The sequence below is a fragment of the Achromobacter anxifer genome (assembly GCF_903652925.1).
Classification (GTDB): Bacteria; Pseudomonadota; Gammaproteobacteria; order Burkholderiales; family Burkholderiaceae_B; genus Achromobacter; species Achromobacter anxifer.
In genome coordinates, this window is record NZ_CAHLAR010000015.1 from 46,814 (window position 1) to 62,129 (window position 15,316).

At 67.2% G+C, this 15,316-nt stretch carries 16 protein-coding genes; 6 read left to right on the plus strand and 10 right to left on the minus strand.

The window, feature by feature from the left end:
- The gene (locus tag HWY37_RS31025; RefSeq protein WP_176090579.1) at positions 1–2,103 is read right to left on the minus strand and encodes an AsmA family protein; all 2,103 of its coding nucleotides are present in this window, start codon (positions 2,101–2,103) and stop codon (positions 1–3) included.
- A 347-nt stretch (positions 2,104–2,450) separates the two neighbouring features.
- Between HWY37_RS31025 and HWY37_RS31030 the strand changes: the two genes are divergently transcribed.
- Positions 2,451–4,373: an LTA synthase family protein gene (locus HWY37_RS31030; protein WP_175209677.1), complete on the plus strand. Its 1,923-nt coding sequence runs from the start codon at positions 2,451–2,453 to the stop codon at positions 4,371–4,373.
- Between the two features lie 17 nt (positions 4,374–4,390).
- On the opposite strand, the gene HWY37_RS31035 is transcribed toward HWY37_RS31030, so the two are convergent.
- A complete protein-coding gene (locus HWY37_RS31035; RefSeq protein WP_175209679.1) occupies positions 4,391–4,996 on the minus strand; it encodes a DNA-3-methyladenine glycosylase I in 606 nt (201 codons plus the stop codon).
- Between the two features lie 238 nt (positions 4,997–5,234).
- Between HWY37_RS31035 and HWY37_RS31040 the strand changes: the two genes are divergently transcribed.
- Positions 5,235–5,696 (plus strand): YkgJ family cysteine cluster protein, encoded by a 462-nt coding sequence (locus HWY37_RS31040; protein WP_175209681.1) that lies wholly within the window; start codon positions 5,235–5,237, stop codon positions 5,694–5,696.
- 13 nt (positions 5,697–5,709) lie between these two features.
- Here the strand turns inward: HWY37_RS31040 and HWY37_RS31045 are convergent, their stop codons facing one another.
- Positions 5,710–6,579, minus strand: a complete 870-nt coding sequence (locus tag HWY37_RS31045; RefSeq protein WP_176090580.1) for an alpha/beta hydrolase — start codon at positions 6,577–6,579, stop codon at positions 5,710–5,712.
- A 186-nt stretch (positions 6,580–6,765) separates the two neighbouring features.
- Entirely contained in the window at positions 6,766–7,548 is a 783-nt protein-coding gene (locus tag HWY37_RS31050) for a helix-turn-helix domain-containing protein (protein ID WP_175209685.1), read from the minus strand.
- 106 nt (positions 7,549–7,654) lie between these two features.
- On the opposite strand from HWY37_RS31050, the gene HWY37_RS31055 reads away from it, so the two are divergent.
- The 3 genes from HWY37_RS31055 to HWY37_RS31065 all read left to right on the plus strand — a co-directional run bounded on the left by HWY37_RS31055 (position 7,655) and on the right by HWY37_RS31065 (position 8,920).
- Positions 7,655–8,095: a Fur family transcriptional regulator gene (locus HWY37_RS31055; RefSeq protein ID WP_175209687.1), complete on the plus strand. Its 441-nt coding sequence runs from the start codon at positions 7,655–7,657 to the stop codon at positions 8,093–8,095.
- Positions 8,092–8,511, plus strand: coding sequence for a hypothetical protein (locus HWY37_RS31060; protein ID WP_176090581.1), 420 nt, complete (start codon positions 8,092–8,094; stop codon positions 8,509–8,511). The genes HWY37_RS31055 and HWY37_RS31060 overlap by 4 nt, the downstream gene beginning before the upstream one ends.
- Before the next feature lie 121 nt (positions 8,512–8,632).
- Positions 8,633–8,920, plus strand: coding sequence for an MSHA biogenesis protein MshH (locus tag HWY37_RS31065; protein ID WP_175209691.1), 288 nt, complete (start codon positions 8,633–8,635; stop codon positions 8,918–8,920).
- An 8-nt stretch (positions 8,921–8,928) separates the two neighbouring features.
- Here HWY37_RS31065 and HWY37_RS31070 read toward each other — a convergent pair whose 3' ends face one another.
- The 5 genes from HWY37_RS31070 to HWY37_RS31090 are packed head-to-tail and all read right to left on the minus strand — an operon-like array spanning position 8,929 to position 13,355.
- A complete protein-coding gene (locus tag HWY37_RS31070; RefSeq protein WP_176090582.1) occupies positions 8,929–9,957 on the minus strand; it encodes a fumarylacetoacetate hydrolase family protein in 1,029 nt (342 codons plus the stop codon).
- The gene (locus tag HWY37_RS31075; protein WP_176090583.1) at positions 9,954–10,493 is read right to left on the minus strand and encodes a VOC family protein; all 540 of its coding nucleotides are present in this window, start codon (positions 10,491–10,493) and stop codon (positions 9,954–9,956) included. Before HWY37_RS31075 ends, HWY37_RS31070 begins: the two co-directional genes overlap by 4 nt.
- An 8-nt stretch (positions 10,494–10,501) precedes the next feature.
- Positions 10,502–11,479, minus strand: coding sequence for a Bug family tripartite tricarboxylate transporter substrate binding protein (locus HWY37_RS31080; protein WP_176090584.1), 978 nt, complete (start codon positions 11,477–11,479; stop codon positions 10,502–10,504).
- A gap of 30 nt (positions 11,480–11,509) precedes the next feature.
- Positions 11,510–11,713 carry a hypothetical protein gene (locus HWY37_RS31085; protein ID WP_176090585.1) on the minus strand — a complete coding sequence of 68 codons (204 nt, stop codon included), beginning with the start codon at positions 11,711–11,713 and terminating at the stop codon, positions 11,510–11,512.
- The gene (locus HWY37_RS31090; protein ID WP_176090586.1) at positions 11,706–13,355 is read right to left on the minus strand and encodes an FAD-dependent monooxygenase; all 1,650 of its coding nucleotides are present in this window, start codon (positions 13,353–13,355) and stop codon (positions 11,706–11,708) included. The genes HWY37_RS31085 and HWY37_RS31090 overlap by 8 nt, the downstream gene beginning before the upstream one ends.
- 106 nt (positions 13,356–13,461) lie before the next feature.
- Here HWY37_RS31090 and HWY37_RS31095 point away from each other — a divergent pair, with 106 nt between their 5' ends.
- On the plus strand, positions 13,462–14,265 hold the full coding sequence (locus tag HWY37_RS31095) for a helix-turn-helix transcriptional regulator (protein WP_175209702.1): 804 nt from the start codon (positions 13,462–13,464) through the stop codon (positions 14,263–14,265).
- 74 nt (positions 14,266–14,339) lie between these two features.
- Here HWY37_RS31095 and HWY37_RS31100 read toward each other — a convergent pair whose 3' ends face one another.
- Positions 14,340–15,293, minus strand: coding sequence for a LysR substrate-binding domain-containing protein (locus HWY37_RS31100; protein ID WP_175209704.1), 954 nt, complete (start codon positions 15,291–15,293; stop codon positions 14,340–14,342).
- Positions 15,294–15,316: the final 23 nt, after the last annotated feature.

Below are 15,316 nucleotides of genomic sequence, written 5' to 3' on the forward strand. Positions count from 1 at the left end.
CTACTTGCCTTTCGCCGAAGCGGGCGGCGGCGCCTTGGGCGGCACCCGCATCTGCTTGAGCAAAGGACCGCAGGCATTGTCGTCGGTGGTGCTGGGCGCGATCAGCGCCAGCAAGCCCGCCGCCGGCGTCAACAGCACGCCCAGGGCCACCATGCCGGCGCCGCGCGCCGCCAGCGGCAGCACATGCACACCCACGTCCGGCGAGCCGAAGGTGCCGCGCACGTATAAGGGCGACCGCAGCGAGAAGATGCGGAAGCCCTTGCTGCTGGGGGTGATGTCCATGTCCAGCTTCTCGTTCTTGAAGTCGGCCGTGCCGGTGATGCTGATCAGCGCATTCTCGGTATCGAACACGAACACGCGCGGCGTCATGACGCCGCTCTTCATGCCCAGGTCGGCCGCGCCGCAATTGATCTTCACCTCGTCGTCGCCGAACAGCTTGGACATGACGTAATTGCCGACGTTGAGCCCCGCGATTTCCATCAGGCCGCGGCTGATCACGCCGTCATTGACCAGCATCTTCACATCGCCCGTGGCGCTGCCCAGCAGCGCCGCGACCGAATTCCCCGTGCCGCTGATGGCCAGGTCGCCATTCAGTTCACCCAGCGTCTTCTGCATGGAAGGGGTCGCGGGAAACAGCTGCTTGAGCCGCAGGCGCCGCGCGCTCAGGTCGACGCGTCCGGTCAGGGCCTCGCCGGAGCCATCCAGATGGATCTTGGAATTGATGCTGCCTCCAGCCATGCCGAAGCGCAGCGGCTCCAGACCCAGCTTGCCATCCTGCAGCACCAGATGCACCGACAGGTCCGACAGCGGCAGCTTGCTGTCGTGCACGATGCGGCCCGCGTCCAGCGAAACGTCGGCGTCCATGTCGCGCCAGCGGTCCGTGCGGAAAGCCTGCGTGGGTAGCACCTTGCCGCCCTTGGGCTTGGCCGGCGCGTCCTTGGACTTGTCCGCCTCGGCGCCGGCGGCCTTGCCCGAAGGCACGCCGATCAGCGGCCCCAGATCCGCCATGCGCAGTTGCTTGGACGACAGCTTGCCCGTCAGCTTGGGCCGGGGCATGCCCAGGGCGAAGGCGATATCGCCGTGCAGGTCGCTGCTGCCCACCTTGCCGTTGAAGTTCTTGTATTCGAACACCGCCCCGCCGGGATTGCGCAGCTTGGCCACCAGGTGGCCGTCGGTGGAGTACGGCGGCGTGTCCGGCAGCGTCACGCCGGTCAGCGGATACAGCTGCGCCATGGACGCGCCGGACAGCTTCAGCCGCAGGTCCAGGGCGCCCAGATTGACGGGATCGGTCAGGGTGCCGGCGATCGCGGCGCGCGTGCCGCCTATGGTCACGTCCGCCTGCACCGGGAATGGCTGCTTGGCGTCCTGCAAGGCCAGCATGCCGCCGACCTTGCCTTCGCCCTTGGTGGCCAGGCCCTTGTACTTGCCGTCCACCTTCCAGCCGAACACGTAGTCGCGCGGCGCGGGCGCGGCGCCGTCCTGCGCCGTGCCATCCTCTTCCTCCGCGAAGGCGGCGCCCGCCACGTCCGCGAACGGCACCGGCTTGCCCAGCGGATCCACCAGCACGGTCAGGTCCGCCTTCAGGATTTCATCGACCAGTCCCACCCGCCCCTTGTCGAAGCCGATTTCGTTGATGTCCAGCACCCAGGGAGAAGGCTCGCCGGTCTCGGGCAAGGTGAACTCCCAGTTGGCGCGGCCGTCGGCCAGCCGCTCCAGGTCGGCGGCGGGTTCGGTCAGCTGGATGCGGCGGATGACGACGCGCTGGCGCAGCAGCGGCAGGGGCGCGAGGCTGAATTCGCCGCGCTTGAGCGTCGCGAACTGAGGGGCCTTGGCCCAGGGCGCATTGCCCACCGAGATGTCGTTGGCGATGACGTGCGGCCATGGCACCCAGGCGCGCCAGCCGCCCTCGTCGGGCTCGCGCTCCCATTTGATGCTGAGATCGCCATTGATGGCGAAGGGGCGTCCGATGGCGGCGCTGGCCCGTTCATTGATCAGGGGCTTGACGCGGTTCCAGTCGAAGGTGGCGATCACCACTATCAGTATCGCCACGAGGAGCGCCAGTCCCCCTACAATCCCGATCGCTATTTTTCTTGTGCGCGTCATGGTTATTATCCTTGGCAATGCAGCCGGCGCACCGCTGCCGGCCTTCGTTACCTCCAAGGGTATCGCGGCCCGCGCCGCCGGCCAGGCTTTCCGGCCCCATAATGTGTGCGGATTTTTCCTGGTCTGGCTGTCCCGGAGGCACCGCGAGGCGCGTGCCGCCCGGCGTTTGCGCAGCATGGCGCGTGCCCGGCCCCGCGCCAGTTCGTTACAAAACGAAATGGCTGCGGAGTCCGAAATGTGACCCGCTGGCGGGCGCTTACTGAATTTTCGACGCTGGCGCTGCTCAAATGCCGGGACGATAGACCCCGGTCCCACCGGACCGGGCAGCAGAACAACCTGGAGGCCCGATGCGGCATTCGACCTTGATTTTCGTGGTGGCGGCATTTGCGCTGCTGACGCTCAGCCGCCTGATACTGGCGGCCTGGCAGTCCAAGCGGGTGCGCGATGCCGGGGGGCTGATCCCCCTGCTGCTCGGCGGCCTGCGCATCGACGCGCACCAGATCGCCGTGCTGGCCGCGCTGCCCGCCGTGCTGTCGCCCCTGCTGGGACACTTCCAGTGGGCCGCGACGCTGGCCGGCTACTGGTACCTGGTCTCTTTCATCCTGCTGGCCTTCCTGGAAGTCGCCACCCCGCCCTTCATCCTGGAATACGACTCCCGCCCCAACCGGCTGTTCGTCGAATACCTGAAGCACCCGCGCGAAGTCTCCGGCATGCTCTGGCGCGGCTACAAAGGCGCGCTGGTGGGCGGCCTGGCCGTGGTGGCGCTCATCGGCTGGGGCGCCTATGGCCTGTTCGGCCACGCCCAGCCCGACGCGCAGCTGAGCTGGTGGCAGATGCCGCTGGCCAGCCTCGCGATCCTGGCCGTCGTCATCCTGGCCATACGCGGCACGCTGGGCCACCGCCCGATCAACCCGTCCTCGGTCGCCTACAGCTCGGACGGCATGCTCAACACGCTGGCGCTGAACTCGCTCTACAACGTCTTCTATGCCGTCTACAGCATGAAGAACGAAAAGTCCGCCTCGGCGGTGTACGGCGGCATGGACGAGGACGAAATGCACAGCCGGGTCCTGGCGCAGGCCGGCCTGCCCAACCCGCCGGCCAACGCCGACTATCCCAGCCTGCACCGCCAGCCGGCCACCCGCAAGACCAAGCGGCCGCTGAACCTGGTGATCATCCTGGAAGAAAGCCTGGGCGCGCAGTATTGCGCCGGCCTGGGCGGCGCCGACCTGACCCCGGAACTGGACGCCCTGTCGCGCGACGCCTGGACCTTCACCCGCGCCTACGCCACCGGCACGCGCTCGGTGCGCGGGCTGGAAGCGGTGACCACCGGATTCCTGCCCACGCCGGCCCAGGCCGTGCTGAAGCTGCCGCGTTCGCAGCGCGGCTTCTTCTCGCTGGCCGACCTGCTCGGACGCCATGGCTACCATTCGCGCTTCATCTATGGCGGTGAATCGCACTTCGACAACATGAAGGGCTTCTTCCTGGGCAACGGCTTCAAGCAGATCGTGGACCGCCCCGACTTCGTCGACCCCGCCTTCGTCGGCACCTGGGGCGCCTCAGACGAGGACATGTTCAATCAGCTGGACCGGCTGCTGCGCGAAGACGGCGACCAGCCCACCTTCACGCTGGCCTTCAGCGTGTCCAACCATTCGCCCTGGGAGTACCCGGCGGGCCGCATCCAGACCGACGGCAACCCGGCCACCGTGGAGAACACCGTGCGCTACGCCGACTGGGCGCTGGGCCGCTTCTTCGAACGCGCCAAGGCCTCGCCCTACTGGGAAAACACGGTCTTCCTGATCGCGGCGGACCACGATTCGCGCGTCTTCGGCGCCAGCCTGGTGCCGGTGCGCCACTTCCACATTCCGGCCGTGATCCTCGGCGCCGGCATCGAGCCGCGGCGCGATGACCGCCTGATCAGCCAGATCGACCTGGCGCCGACCCTGCTGTCGCTGATCGGCGTGGACACCGAACACCCGATGCTGGGCCATGACTTGACCCGCAGCACGCCGGGCCGGGCCATCATGCAATACGACAACACCTACGGCTATCTGAAGGAAGATGAACTGCTGGTGATGGCGCCGAACAAGACGCCGGTGCAATACCGCTACACGGCCCCCGAGGAATACGCGCCAGTGCCGCTGAACCCGGAACTGGCCGCCGAAGCGCTGGCGCACGCGCTGTGGCCCAGCTGGGCTTACCGCGAAGGCCGCTACAGCCTGCCGGGACAAGCCGCCGAACAGCCCGTGGCGGGCGAAAAAACCGCTGCCTGAAGACCCGCCCGCGGCCGCTACGCAGGCCGCTTGAACGCCTTGCGGGCCTTCTCGCTGGCGCCGTGGCAATGGCAATCGGGGCTGTGGTCGTTGACCATGCCCACCGACTGCATGAAGGCATACACGGTGGTCGGCCCGACGAACTTCCAGCCCAGCTTCTTCAAGGCCTTGGACAGCGCCTCGGATTGCGCCGAGGTGGACGCGCCGCGGGTCGACGGCGCCCCCGCCGGCGCTTCGAAGCGCCACAGGAATGCACCCAGCGAGCCCTCGCGCTCGATCATTTCCAGCGCGCGGGCGGCATTGTTGATCACGGCCTCGATCTTGCCGCGATGGCGCACGATGCCGGCGTCGGCCAGCAGCGCCTGCACCTGCTTTTCGCCAAAGCGCGCCACCTTGGCGGGCTCGAAGTTGGCGAAGCCGAGGCGGAAGGCCTCGCGCTTGGACAGGATGGTGCGCCAGCTCAATCCCGACTGGAAGCCTTCCAGGCACAGCTGTTCGAACAGCGCGCGGTCGTCGCCTTCGGGGTAGCCCCACTCGTTGTCGTGGTAGGCCATGTACTCGGCGGAAGTGTCCACCCAGCCGCAGCGGACCAGGCCGTCGGGGGATTCGGTTTTGGCGTTCAAGGCAGGCTCCTGGCCGCTATCGGGCTACCGATGCTACCGCAGCAACGTCCCCGATAAAAGGCCATGCATGGACAAAAAAATCATGGCGGCGGCCGATCATATCCAGCTAATATTTCCACCCCTGATCCCGCGCCGGCCCTGTCCGCGCGTGTCCCAGCGCCGTACCGGGGGCTCGCGTCACGCGGCCCGTTCTACGAGTTTGCCGGGGCCCGGACAGGTTTTCAGCCTTCCGCGCCCCATGTCCCTGCTAGAGTCCTCTCTCATCTCCTTCGTGTCGCCCGCCGTCCTGGCAGGCGATGACCCGGCCTCCAATCCCTGTCTGGACTGCGGGGCATGCTGCGCGCATTTCCGGGTGTCGTTCTATTGCGGCGAGCTGGCCGGCGAAAACGGCGGCCACGTGCCCGTGGAGCTGGTCACGCAGATGAGCCCGCTGCGCGCCTGCATGAAGGGCACGGAAACCGGCGGCGGCCGCTGCATCTCGCTGCGCGGCGAGCTCGGCCAGCCCGGCATCCATTGCGCCATCTACGAAAACCGCCCCACGCCCTGTCGGGAGTTCGACATCTGGATGCCCGACGGCTCGCCGAATCCGGATTGCCAGCGTCTGCGGCTGGCGCTGGGCCTGGCCCCGGTGCCGCCCCGGCCGGACGCCGAGAACGACCCGCAAGGCCCGATGCACCCCAACCAGCCCGCCGCGGCCTGAAGCGCGGGCGGAATCAGCCCGCGCAGGAGTGCCCGGCCTGCGCCAGCATTGCCGGCGCGGGGCTGGCGTCGCCGGCAGCCGCCGGAACGCGTTTGCGCACGCGCATGCGCACGGTTTCCGGATCCTTGCCCAGAAAGCCCAGCACGTTGCGCATGACCCGCTCGCGTTCGTGATCCACGCAAATCATGTGATAGCTGTCCTGCAGCATCACGAGCGTCGCCCCCGGGATATGCCGCTCCAGGTACCGGGCGGAACGCGGACTGGTCAGCTCGTCTTCCTCCGCGTGCATGATCAGCGTGGGGCAGCGCATGCGCTCCAGCCCGCGCCGGATCATGCCGCGCAGCCGGTCCACCTGCCGCACGCAAGCCAGCGGCACCCACTGGTAGTGGAAGCCATCGCCCCGCGCGAAACCCGCCTTGATGAAGGCGCGCACCAGCTCGCTCTTGACGCCGTAGGGGTCCTCTTCCCGCACCCGTATGCGCCGCGGCACGCCCGGCAGGCGGTACGCCAGATAGCGCAGGGCGCGATACCAGGGCATGCTCCAGCCATCCAGGAAAACCGGCGCGGACAGCGACACCAGCGCGCCGCGCGTGTGCGATTCGCGCTTGCACAGTTCCACCGCCAGCAAGGCGCCCAGGCACATGCCGATGACGTGCAGCACCTCGTACTGCGCGCAAAGCTCGCGATAGCGCTGCGTGACCACCGCCATCCAGTCCTCGACCCGCACGTCCAGCAGGTCTTCGGGACATCCGGCATGGCCAGGCAAGGTCACGCCGTGGGGTTCGATCCCGGCGCGCGCCAGCACCTTGTGCATGGAGCCCATGTCGAATTCAGTGCCGCCCAGCCCGTGGATGAGCAAGGCGCCGACGCGTTGCTGGCTCACGGCGCACTCCTGGCCGGCGGCAACGCAGAGAAAAGCTGGTCATTCATGAAACACCCCTGAAGCATGGCGGGCAGGACGACAAAGCCTGCCCGACCTTGCCGTCATACTAGGCAAGAGGTGTCCGGGAAGATCGGCAAAACTGTCGGAGAACCGTGAAGATCCGTAAAGCCCGCCGCGCGGGCGGCGCTACTCGCGTTCCGCCAGGTAGCGGGTGGGCGTCACGCCGAACGCGGCGCGGAAGCTGCCGATGAAGGCACTGGTGCTTTCGTAGCCCACCGACAGGCTGGCCTCGGTGACGGAACCCCCGCGGCACAGCAGTTCCAGGGCCCGCAGCAAGCGGGCCTGCTGGCGCCACTGCCCCAGCGTGACGCCGGTCTCCTGGCGGAATCGGCGCATCAGCGTGCGCGAGGACATGTTCAGGCGCTGCGCCCACTCGTCGATGCCGGCGGTATCGTCGGGCCGGTCCAGCAGCGTATTCGCCAGGTCCTGCAGGCGCGGATCGGCAGGCATGGGCAACGGCACGGGCTCATGCTCGCGCTGCTTGAGCTCTTCCAGCAACACGTCGAACAGCTGCTCCTGGTAGGCGGGAGACAGGACGGTATTCGGCTGGACCGAGGTGAAACGGTCCATCAGCGCCTCGACCAGCCTGGACGCGGGCCAGGAGCGGCAACGGTCGGGCAGGCGTGCGCAGGCATCGCGGCGCACGTACAGGAACGACCCGCGCGCCTCGCCGAACCAGCGCGCGCCATGCTGCACGCCGGGCGGAATCCAGCCCAGGCTACCCGGCATCACGGTCCAGACCTGCGCGCCCGCCTGCACCACCACCAGCCCCGCGTGCACCAGCACCAGCATGCCCTCGTCATGGACATGCGAGGGCACGGCAATACCTTTGGATTCGCGCCGCCCCTGGACGCTGAACGGGGTCAGCAGGACATCCGGCGAGGCGGGCGCAACGGCCACGTGAAGCATGGTTGGCAGGTTTGAGCTACAGGTTGACGGTTTCAGGAGAGCGGCTCCAGTTGGAAATGTACATCATTCTCACTTGGACATCAGCCCCCCGAATGGAGAAACCCACATGGACCACTCAAGGCTGCGCCATGCCGGCATCAAGGCCACCTTTCCGCGCATGAAGATCCTGGACCTCTTCTACCAGCATGCAGGACTGCACATGAGCGCGGCGGACATCTACCGCAACCTGGTCTCGGACAGCAGCAATATCGGCCTGGCCACGGTTTATCGCGTCATCACGCAACTTGAAGGCGCCGGCCTGCTCAAACGTACTCAGCTCGACGCCCACACCACGGTGTATGAGCTCAACGACAAAGGACACCACGATCACCTGGTCTGCACCGACTGCGGACGGATCCTGGAATCCAGCGACCCCGCCGTGGGCCAGCTGGTCCGGAAGATCGCCAAGCGCAGCGGCTTCCTGCTGGACTCCTACAGCCTGGTGCTTTACGGCCACTGCGGCTGCACCCGGGCCACCCCCGCCCTTCCTCACGGAGAATTCGAATGAACCACGACCAATTTTTCTTCCACGACCTTTCCCAGTTTCCCATCGTCACCGCCCGGCATGGCGGCGCGCCGGACGGCTACGCGGCCAGCTGGATACGCGAAATGGAAATGCTGGTGGACAACCCCCAGACCTTCGTCATGGTGGTACCCGACATGCGGCAGGAGGCCGGCCAGGCGGACCGCAAGGCGATGATCGAATGGCAGACCGCCAACATGCCGCGCCTGAAGGCCCGTTGCCGGGCCTTCATCGCCGTGGAGGGCAATGCCGACGCGCTGGACAAGATCCGCAAGCGCGGCGAAAAGATGACGCGCGCGTTCGGCATGCCTTTCCTGGCCGTGGCCACCGCCGGCCAGGCGGCGCAGTGCGCCCGCGAGCTGCTGGGCCAGTCCGGCCCGGGAGGCTTCGTCGTGGACTAGAACCAGGGGGCCCATCCTTGCGGCCGGCTTAAGAGTTGGGGCGGCTGCGCCGTTGTCCATGGCATGGCGCGGACACTTCCGGTGTCCGCGTTCCCGCCTACCCCTGGACGAGCCGCCCTGCATGAACCGCGCATACGCCTGCCTGTTTTGCCAATCGACGCTTGCGCAAGGCGCCCCGCTGCTCGAAAAGAACGGCTCGACCATCTGCAAGGCCTGTGTCGACAGCTTCTCGGTCCTGTTCGCCGAACGCGCCTGGACCATGGCGGCAACCCTGCAGGAACAGCTGGACGTGCTGCTGGAGGAAAGCCAGCGCGCCCTGGCGCACAGCGAAACGCTGTCCGAACGCGCCCGCAGCTGCGGTCTGAGCCTGCATGACCTTTCGGCCATGCCGGGCCGCACCCTGTCCTGACCAGACGCTCACTCCGCGCTGCGGTCTCTTCCCGCGATCTCCACGCGCTGGTCGATGGCGCCGAAAGGCAGGCTGCCATCCGCCTCCCGCGCGCAGATGCGAACCCGGTCGCCGTGGCGGAGATAAGGCGGCAGCCGTGCTTCGGGCATACCGTCGAGCTGGGCGCGGACCCGGGCCTCGGTGATGCAGGCGCTGCCCGAGGCCGGGTCGGCGTTGCTGATGGTCCCCGCCCCCACGATGCTGCCCGCCGCCAGGCTGCGCGTCCTGGCCAGGTGCGCGAGGATCTGCGCAAAATTGAAGACCACTTCGCTATTGGCATGAGGCTCGCCGAAGCGCTCGCCGTTGATCTCGATGCGCACGGGCAGACCCAGCATGCTGTTCTTCCAGGCGCTCCCCAACGCGTCCGGCGTCACCGCGATGGGCGCGAAGCTGGTGGCCGGCTTGCTCTGGTAGAAGCCGAAACCCTTTGCCAGTTCGCCCGGAATCAAACCCCGCAGCGAAACGTCGTTCAGCAGCACCACCAGGGCGATCAGCCCGGCGGCCTGCGCCGCGTCGGTGCCCATGGGCACGTCCTTCGTAATCACGGCGACTTCGGCTTCCAGATCGATCAGATGAGCCTCGTCCACCGCCACGACGGGCTCCTCTGGCCCCAGCATCACGTCCGAACCGCCCTGATACACCAGCGGCTCGTCCTCGTAGCGCGGCGGTATGGGCTCCTTGCGCCACTGGTAGATCAGCCGCGCATGGTTGCGGTAGACCGACGCGTCCGCCCATTGATAGGCCCGCGGCAGCGGCGCCATGCACAGCCCCGCGTCGAACGCGTCGGCCCCGGTCCACTCCGCGGCATCCAGCTCCCGGCTGCGGTCGGCCAGCTGCGGCGCCAGCGCATCCCATTCGTCCAGCAAGGACTGCAGCGTCGGCGCATCGCTCCCCGCGGGCGTCCAGCGCTGGCCCGACGCGCTGACCAGCATCAACTCTCCGTCGCGCGTGCCGTTCCTGCGCGTCGCCAGGCGCAGTGACAAAGAGGCTCCCGTCATGCCAGGCTCCCCTGCGCCGCCAAGACGCGCTTGTCCGCGGTCCAGCGGTCCAGCTCTGCGCGCGCCTCGCGCGCGTAGCCCTCCACCACTTCCGGCGCGGCCACTTCCACCGTCAGTTCCAGCCGCAGACCATTGGGATCGAAGAAGTAAATGGACTCGATGTAGCTGTCGTGGTCGGTCACGCCCACCACCTCCACGCCGTGCGCTTCGAGCCTGACCTTCATGGCCAGCAGGTCCTCGACTTGCGGCACCCGCAGGGCGATGTGATTGACCCATCCGGGCGTGTTCGGCGACGGCAGCGCCGCGGTCTGGTCGCCCAGGTCGAAGAACGCGATGCAGGAGCCGTCGCGCATGCGAAAGAAGATGTGCACGTAAGGGCAGAATTCCCCGGTGCTGGGCACGGAGTCCTTCTTGATGACGTGCACCAGCGGCAGGCCCAGCAGGTCTTCATAAAAGCGCCGGGTCTCCTCGGCATCCCGGCAACGCCAGGCGAAATGGTGCAGTCCCTCGACGGGACGGGCAGCGGTATGGTCCATGGGATTCCTCAATCGAGCGAGATCTTGTTGGCGCGGATGACTTCGCCCCAGCGCGCCGACTCGGCGCGCGCCAGCGTCCTGAATTCCTCGGGCGTGCCGGGCAAGGGTTCGAAGCCGAATTCGGCGAAGCGCTTGAGCACTGCGGGATTTCCAAGCGCGGCGTTCAGTTCCTGGTTCAATCGCGCGACCACCGGAGCAGGCAATCCGGCGGGGCCGAGCATGCCCTGGAAGGCGAACACCTCGGCATCGGGTACGCCTAGCTCCGCCAGCGTCGGCACATCCGGCAGCAACGGCGAACGGGTCTGCGATCCGATCGCCAGCGGCCTGACCTTGCCGGCCTTGATGATGGACGCGCCCGAAGCCAGGTCCAGGAACATCACCGGTACCTGCCCTCCCATCACGTCCTGCATCGCCGGCGCGGCGCCACGGTATGGCACGTGCGTCAGGCGCACGCCCGTACGGCCCTGGAACAGTTCCATGGCCAGATGATGCGGCGAGCCGTTGCCGACCGAGGCGTAGTCCACCTTGCCAGGCTCAGCCCGCACGCGCTCCATGAACGCCTTGAAATCGGCGGCAGGAAACGCCGGATTCACCACCAGCGCCAGCGGAAACTTGCCGATGGCGCCGATGTAGCTGAAGTCCTTTTCCGGACTGAAGGCCAGCTTGCGGAACAGGTGTTCGTTGAAGGCCAAGACACCGTTGTCGGCCGACATGACGGTATAGCCGTCGGGCTTGGCGTTCGCCACGTACTCCGCGCCGATGTTGGTCGCGGCTCCCGGCCGGTTGTCGATGATGATCTGCTGACCCAGCGTGGCGCGCATGGATTCGGCCAGCGTGCGCGCCAGGTTGTCGGTGCCGCCGCCTGCGGGATAGGGCACGACCCACTTGATGAGTTGTGCGGGATAGCTGCCTTGCGCGCTGGCCGGCGGGATGGCCGTGGCCAGCGCGCTGGCCGTCAGGGCTGCGAGAAAGTGTCGTCTGTTCAAGGTTGTCTCCTTTGAAATCGTCGTCGCCGATCAATCGGCTGAAAGCGAGGGGTCGGGCAGATCGCGCAGGGCATGCTCGATCGCGTCCAGGCAACGCTGCTCGTCCTCGACCTGCTCGAACAGGAGCAGAGCCAGGCGCGCCAAGAACAGGGATTCGCGTCCGCGTCCGGCGGTGGCGATGGCATTGCTGCAGCAGGCATAGATGCGGTCCTGGACCGCGGCGTCGTCAATCATCGTTGGCTCCTTGAACGCCACAGGCGCGTTGAATGGCGGCCAGCACGGTGTCCAGCGATGGCGAGCGCCACCGGCCGCAGACATGGCCGTCGGGCCGCAAGAGATAGGCCATGCCGGCCTGAGCGGAACCTGCGACCTCCGGTTCCGTTTGCGCGCAGCGGCAAGGCAGGAAGCGCCATGCGGGCGAAGACGTCGCGGCGTCCAGCGCGCCCTGCTCCGGCCAATCCCCGAACGACAGCAAGGTGAACCCGCCGGGCGTCAACAGGTCCGTCAGATGCCTGCCGTCCGCGGTCGCGCGATCCGCCAGCGCCGCTCCCGGCGCCCAGCCGCTCTGCGCATCGTCGTCCGTCGACAAGGGCGAATGCGCATAGGCGATCGCTTGCGTCTGGCGCGGATTGACCAGGCGCCCGATGCCCGGGTGCCGGCCCGCCAGGGACAGGCTGGCCTCGCGCATCAGGTCGAAGCCCCGATGCGGCGGCGACATGAACTCGGTGCTGCGCATGGCGTTCTCGGCATTGATGTGAAAAGCCTGCCGGCGTTCGCTGCAATAGCTGTCCAGCAAGGCTTCCGCGCCCTTGCCCTGAAGCACGGCGGCGAGCTTCCAGACCAGGTTGTCGGCGTCGTCGAAGCCCGAATTCAATCCGCGCACGCCGAAGATTGGCATGGCGTGCGCGGCATTGCCGGCGAACAGGATGCGGCCATGGCGATAGGCATCCAGCGTCATCGCGCCCGCGCGGTAGACCGACGTCCATACCGGCGTCCAAGGCAGATGCCCTTCTCCAATGGCATCCAGATGCGTCTGCACGAACGCGCTCACCTGTTCGGGCTGCAAGGCTTGGGCTGCGTCCGCGCCTGCGGCAAGCTGGTAGTCCACGCGCCAGATGTTGTCCGGCTGGCGGTGCATCAGGATGGTGGTGCCGCGCGCCCAGGGCGGATCGAACCAGGCGCGGCGCTCGGCCGGATGCTCGCTGGCCAGTTCGATGTCGACGATCGCATAGCGGCCCTGGTAGCCCGTGCCCTTCAGCTCCAGGCCAAGGCTGGAACGGATGTAGCTCTGGCCGCCATCGCAGGCCAGCAGCCAGTCCGCGCGCGTCTCGTAGCTGCCCAGGGGATTCTCGATGCGCACGGTCACGCCGGCCGCGTCGGGCTTGCATGCGATCACCTTGCTGGCCCAGCGGATATCCACCCGTCCCGGATGGCGGCCGTTGAGCTCATCGATGGCATCCAGCAGGAATTGTTCGATGTAGTACTGCTGCAGATTGATCATCGGCGGGTACTTGTCGCCCCGCGCCGACGGCATGTCGAACACCAGCACCTCGTCGGTGCCGTAGTAGCTGCGGCCCCGGGTCCAGGCCAGGCCCTTGGCCATGAAGGCCGGCGCCACGCCCAAGCGGTCCAGGATTTCCAAGCTGCGACGCGAAATACAGGCCGCGCGGCTGCCTTCGCAGACCGAATCGTCGGCCTCGATCACCACACTGTCCACGCCCAGCCTGGCCAGGCCCAGCGCCGCCGCCAGCCCTACCGGACCACCGCCGGCGATCAGCACGCGATGACCGCGGGCCTCCTCGCCTTGCGGATTCAGCGGGGGCAGCGACGGCGCAAAGCGCCGGTATTCGAAGGGGCCGATTCTCTCTAAGGGCATGCGCAAGTCCTGAACGTGTCATGAAACCGCCGTATTGGCTTGCGTCACATTCTCCCGGCCCGGACTCGTTAATATGTCCTAATTAATCAGGACAGGCTAACCCGCTATGAAACTGCTGCCGTTGCCGTCGCGCGCCCCTCCCCCCGGCATGGCGCTGAGCGCCGCACTGATCAACGCCATCGGCGCCGACGACTTCGCGGCCCATGTGCTGGACGCGCTCGGCGCGCTGCTGCCGGCCAGCCACTGCACGGTATTTGCGCTGCGCAGCAGCGGCCGCGTCGAAGCCGTTTCCAGCGCCAGCGCCATCGGCGAGGTGGCGACGCTCACCGCAAACGAATACATGCGCCTCGGCTTCGACAAGCAGGACACCAACATGCTCTGGCTATCCCGGCGCAAGCCCGCCAAATCGCTGCAGCTCTGGATCGGACACCAGTTCGCCGAAGAAGTCCCCGATGCGCATTACCGCCGCGTCTGCTACGACGATCCCGGCATCCGCGAACGCATGTCGCTGCTGGCGGTGTTCCCCGACGGCTACCGGGTGGCGGTGAGCCTGCACCGCAACTTTTCCTACCCGGACTACGGTCCCAAGGATTTCGAACGCATGGCGCAACACGCGTCCCTGATCGCGACGGCGGTCATGCGCCATGTCCAGGTGACCCGGCGCGCGCCGGCGGACCAGCCGCTGCAGGTTCAACTCATGACGAAGCTGTCGGGGCGGGAACGGCAATTGGTCACGCACGTACTGGACGGCATGACCACCAGGGAAGCGGCGCTGGAAATGGGCGTGTCCGAGACCACCGCGCTGACGTATCGCTACCGGGCCTTCCAGCATCTGGGCGTGCGCAACCATCGCGAACTCATGGTGCTGCTGGGGGCCAGCGTTCCAAGGAAAAGCCGACAAGCGCGTTGAGGCGCGCCGGCCCATGTGTACATCCTGGACTGCGGCCCGGCCGCTGCTTCACCCAAATAGCCCCGCCAGAGCGCCTAGGTCCGCTTATGCGGCCTGACACGGACATTTCCTTGCTCGGATCGGCTTGAGACACGGGCCAGCATGGCGTCGCGCGCCTCAATCATGCACTCGATGAAGCACTGCGCGGCAGGCGTGGGGGGAGAATCCGCCCGGGTCACAATCGAAACCCGCGCATCGGGCAACTCGTGATCCAGCGGCACCATGCGCATGTGCGGCGGCAGGAGCCTGTGCTCGAACAGCGGGCGCACGAAAATCCCCAGCGCGTCGCTGTCCGCCATAATGGACAGGGCAACGGCGATCGATTGGCACGCGATGACGTCCAGCGGCGGCGGCAGGCCCTGGGCGGCGAAAGCCCGCCGCACAAGGTTCGCGGGCGCGCCTGAATTTCCCGGAACCAGCCAGAGCGACTCGCGCAATTCGGCCAGGCTGCGAGCGCCCCGCAACGGGTGGCCAAGACGCGCGCCGATCGCCAGCGGCAGCGTGAACAGCGGGCGGCGCTCGAAACTGTCGTTGATCTCTCCGTCGTATTCGGTCTGCACGAGCAGGTCGTAGCGCCCGGACTCCAGCTGCTCATGGCTATGGGGCGGAGCCACCTCATTGAACGAGACCGCCACTCGCGGCATGCGCGCCCTGAAGGCCACCAACGCCGTCGGCACGACGACCAGCGCAGCCGAACTCACCGCCAAGTTCAGCGTGCCGCCTTCGCCATCGCGCATCTGTCCGATTTCTTCTCGGGCCCGGCGAGTCTCCTGCAAGATGACGATGGCCCGCTTGTATAGCGCCTCGCCATAGGTGGTCAGCTCCACGCCCTTTACGCTTCGCCGCACCAAATCGACCCCGACGCTCTGTTCCAGCTCACGCAGGCTGCGGGTTGCCGCAGGCTGTGTCACGGACAGCGCGCGTGCCGCGGCGCGGATGCTGCCGTGCTCGGCAATCAGCGCAAACGCGCGCAATTGGCGTAGGTTCATCGAGTCGGCTCCGGCGATTCAGC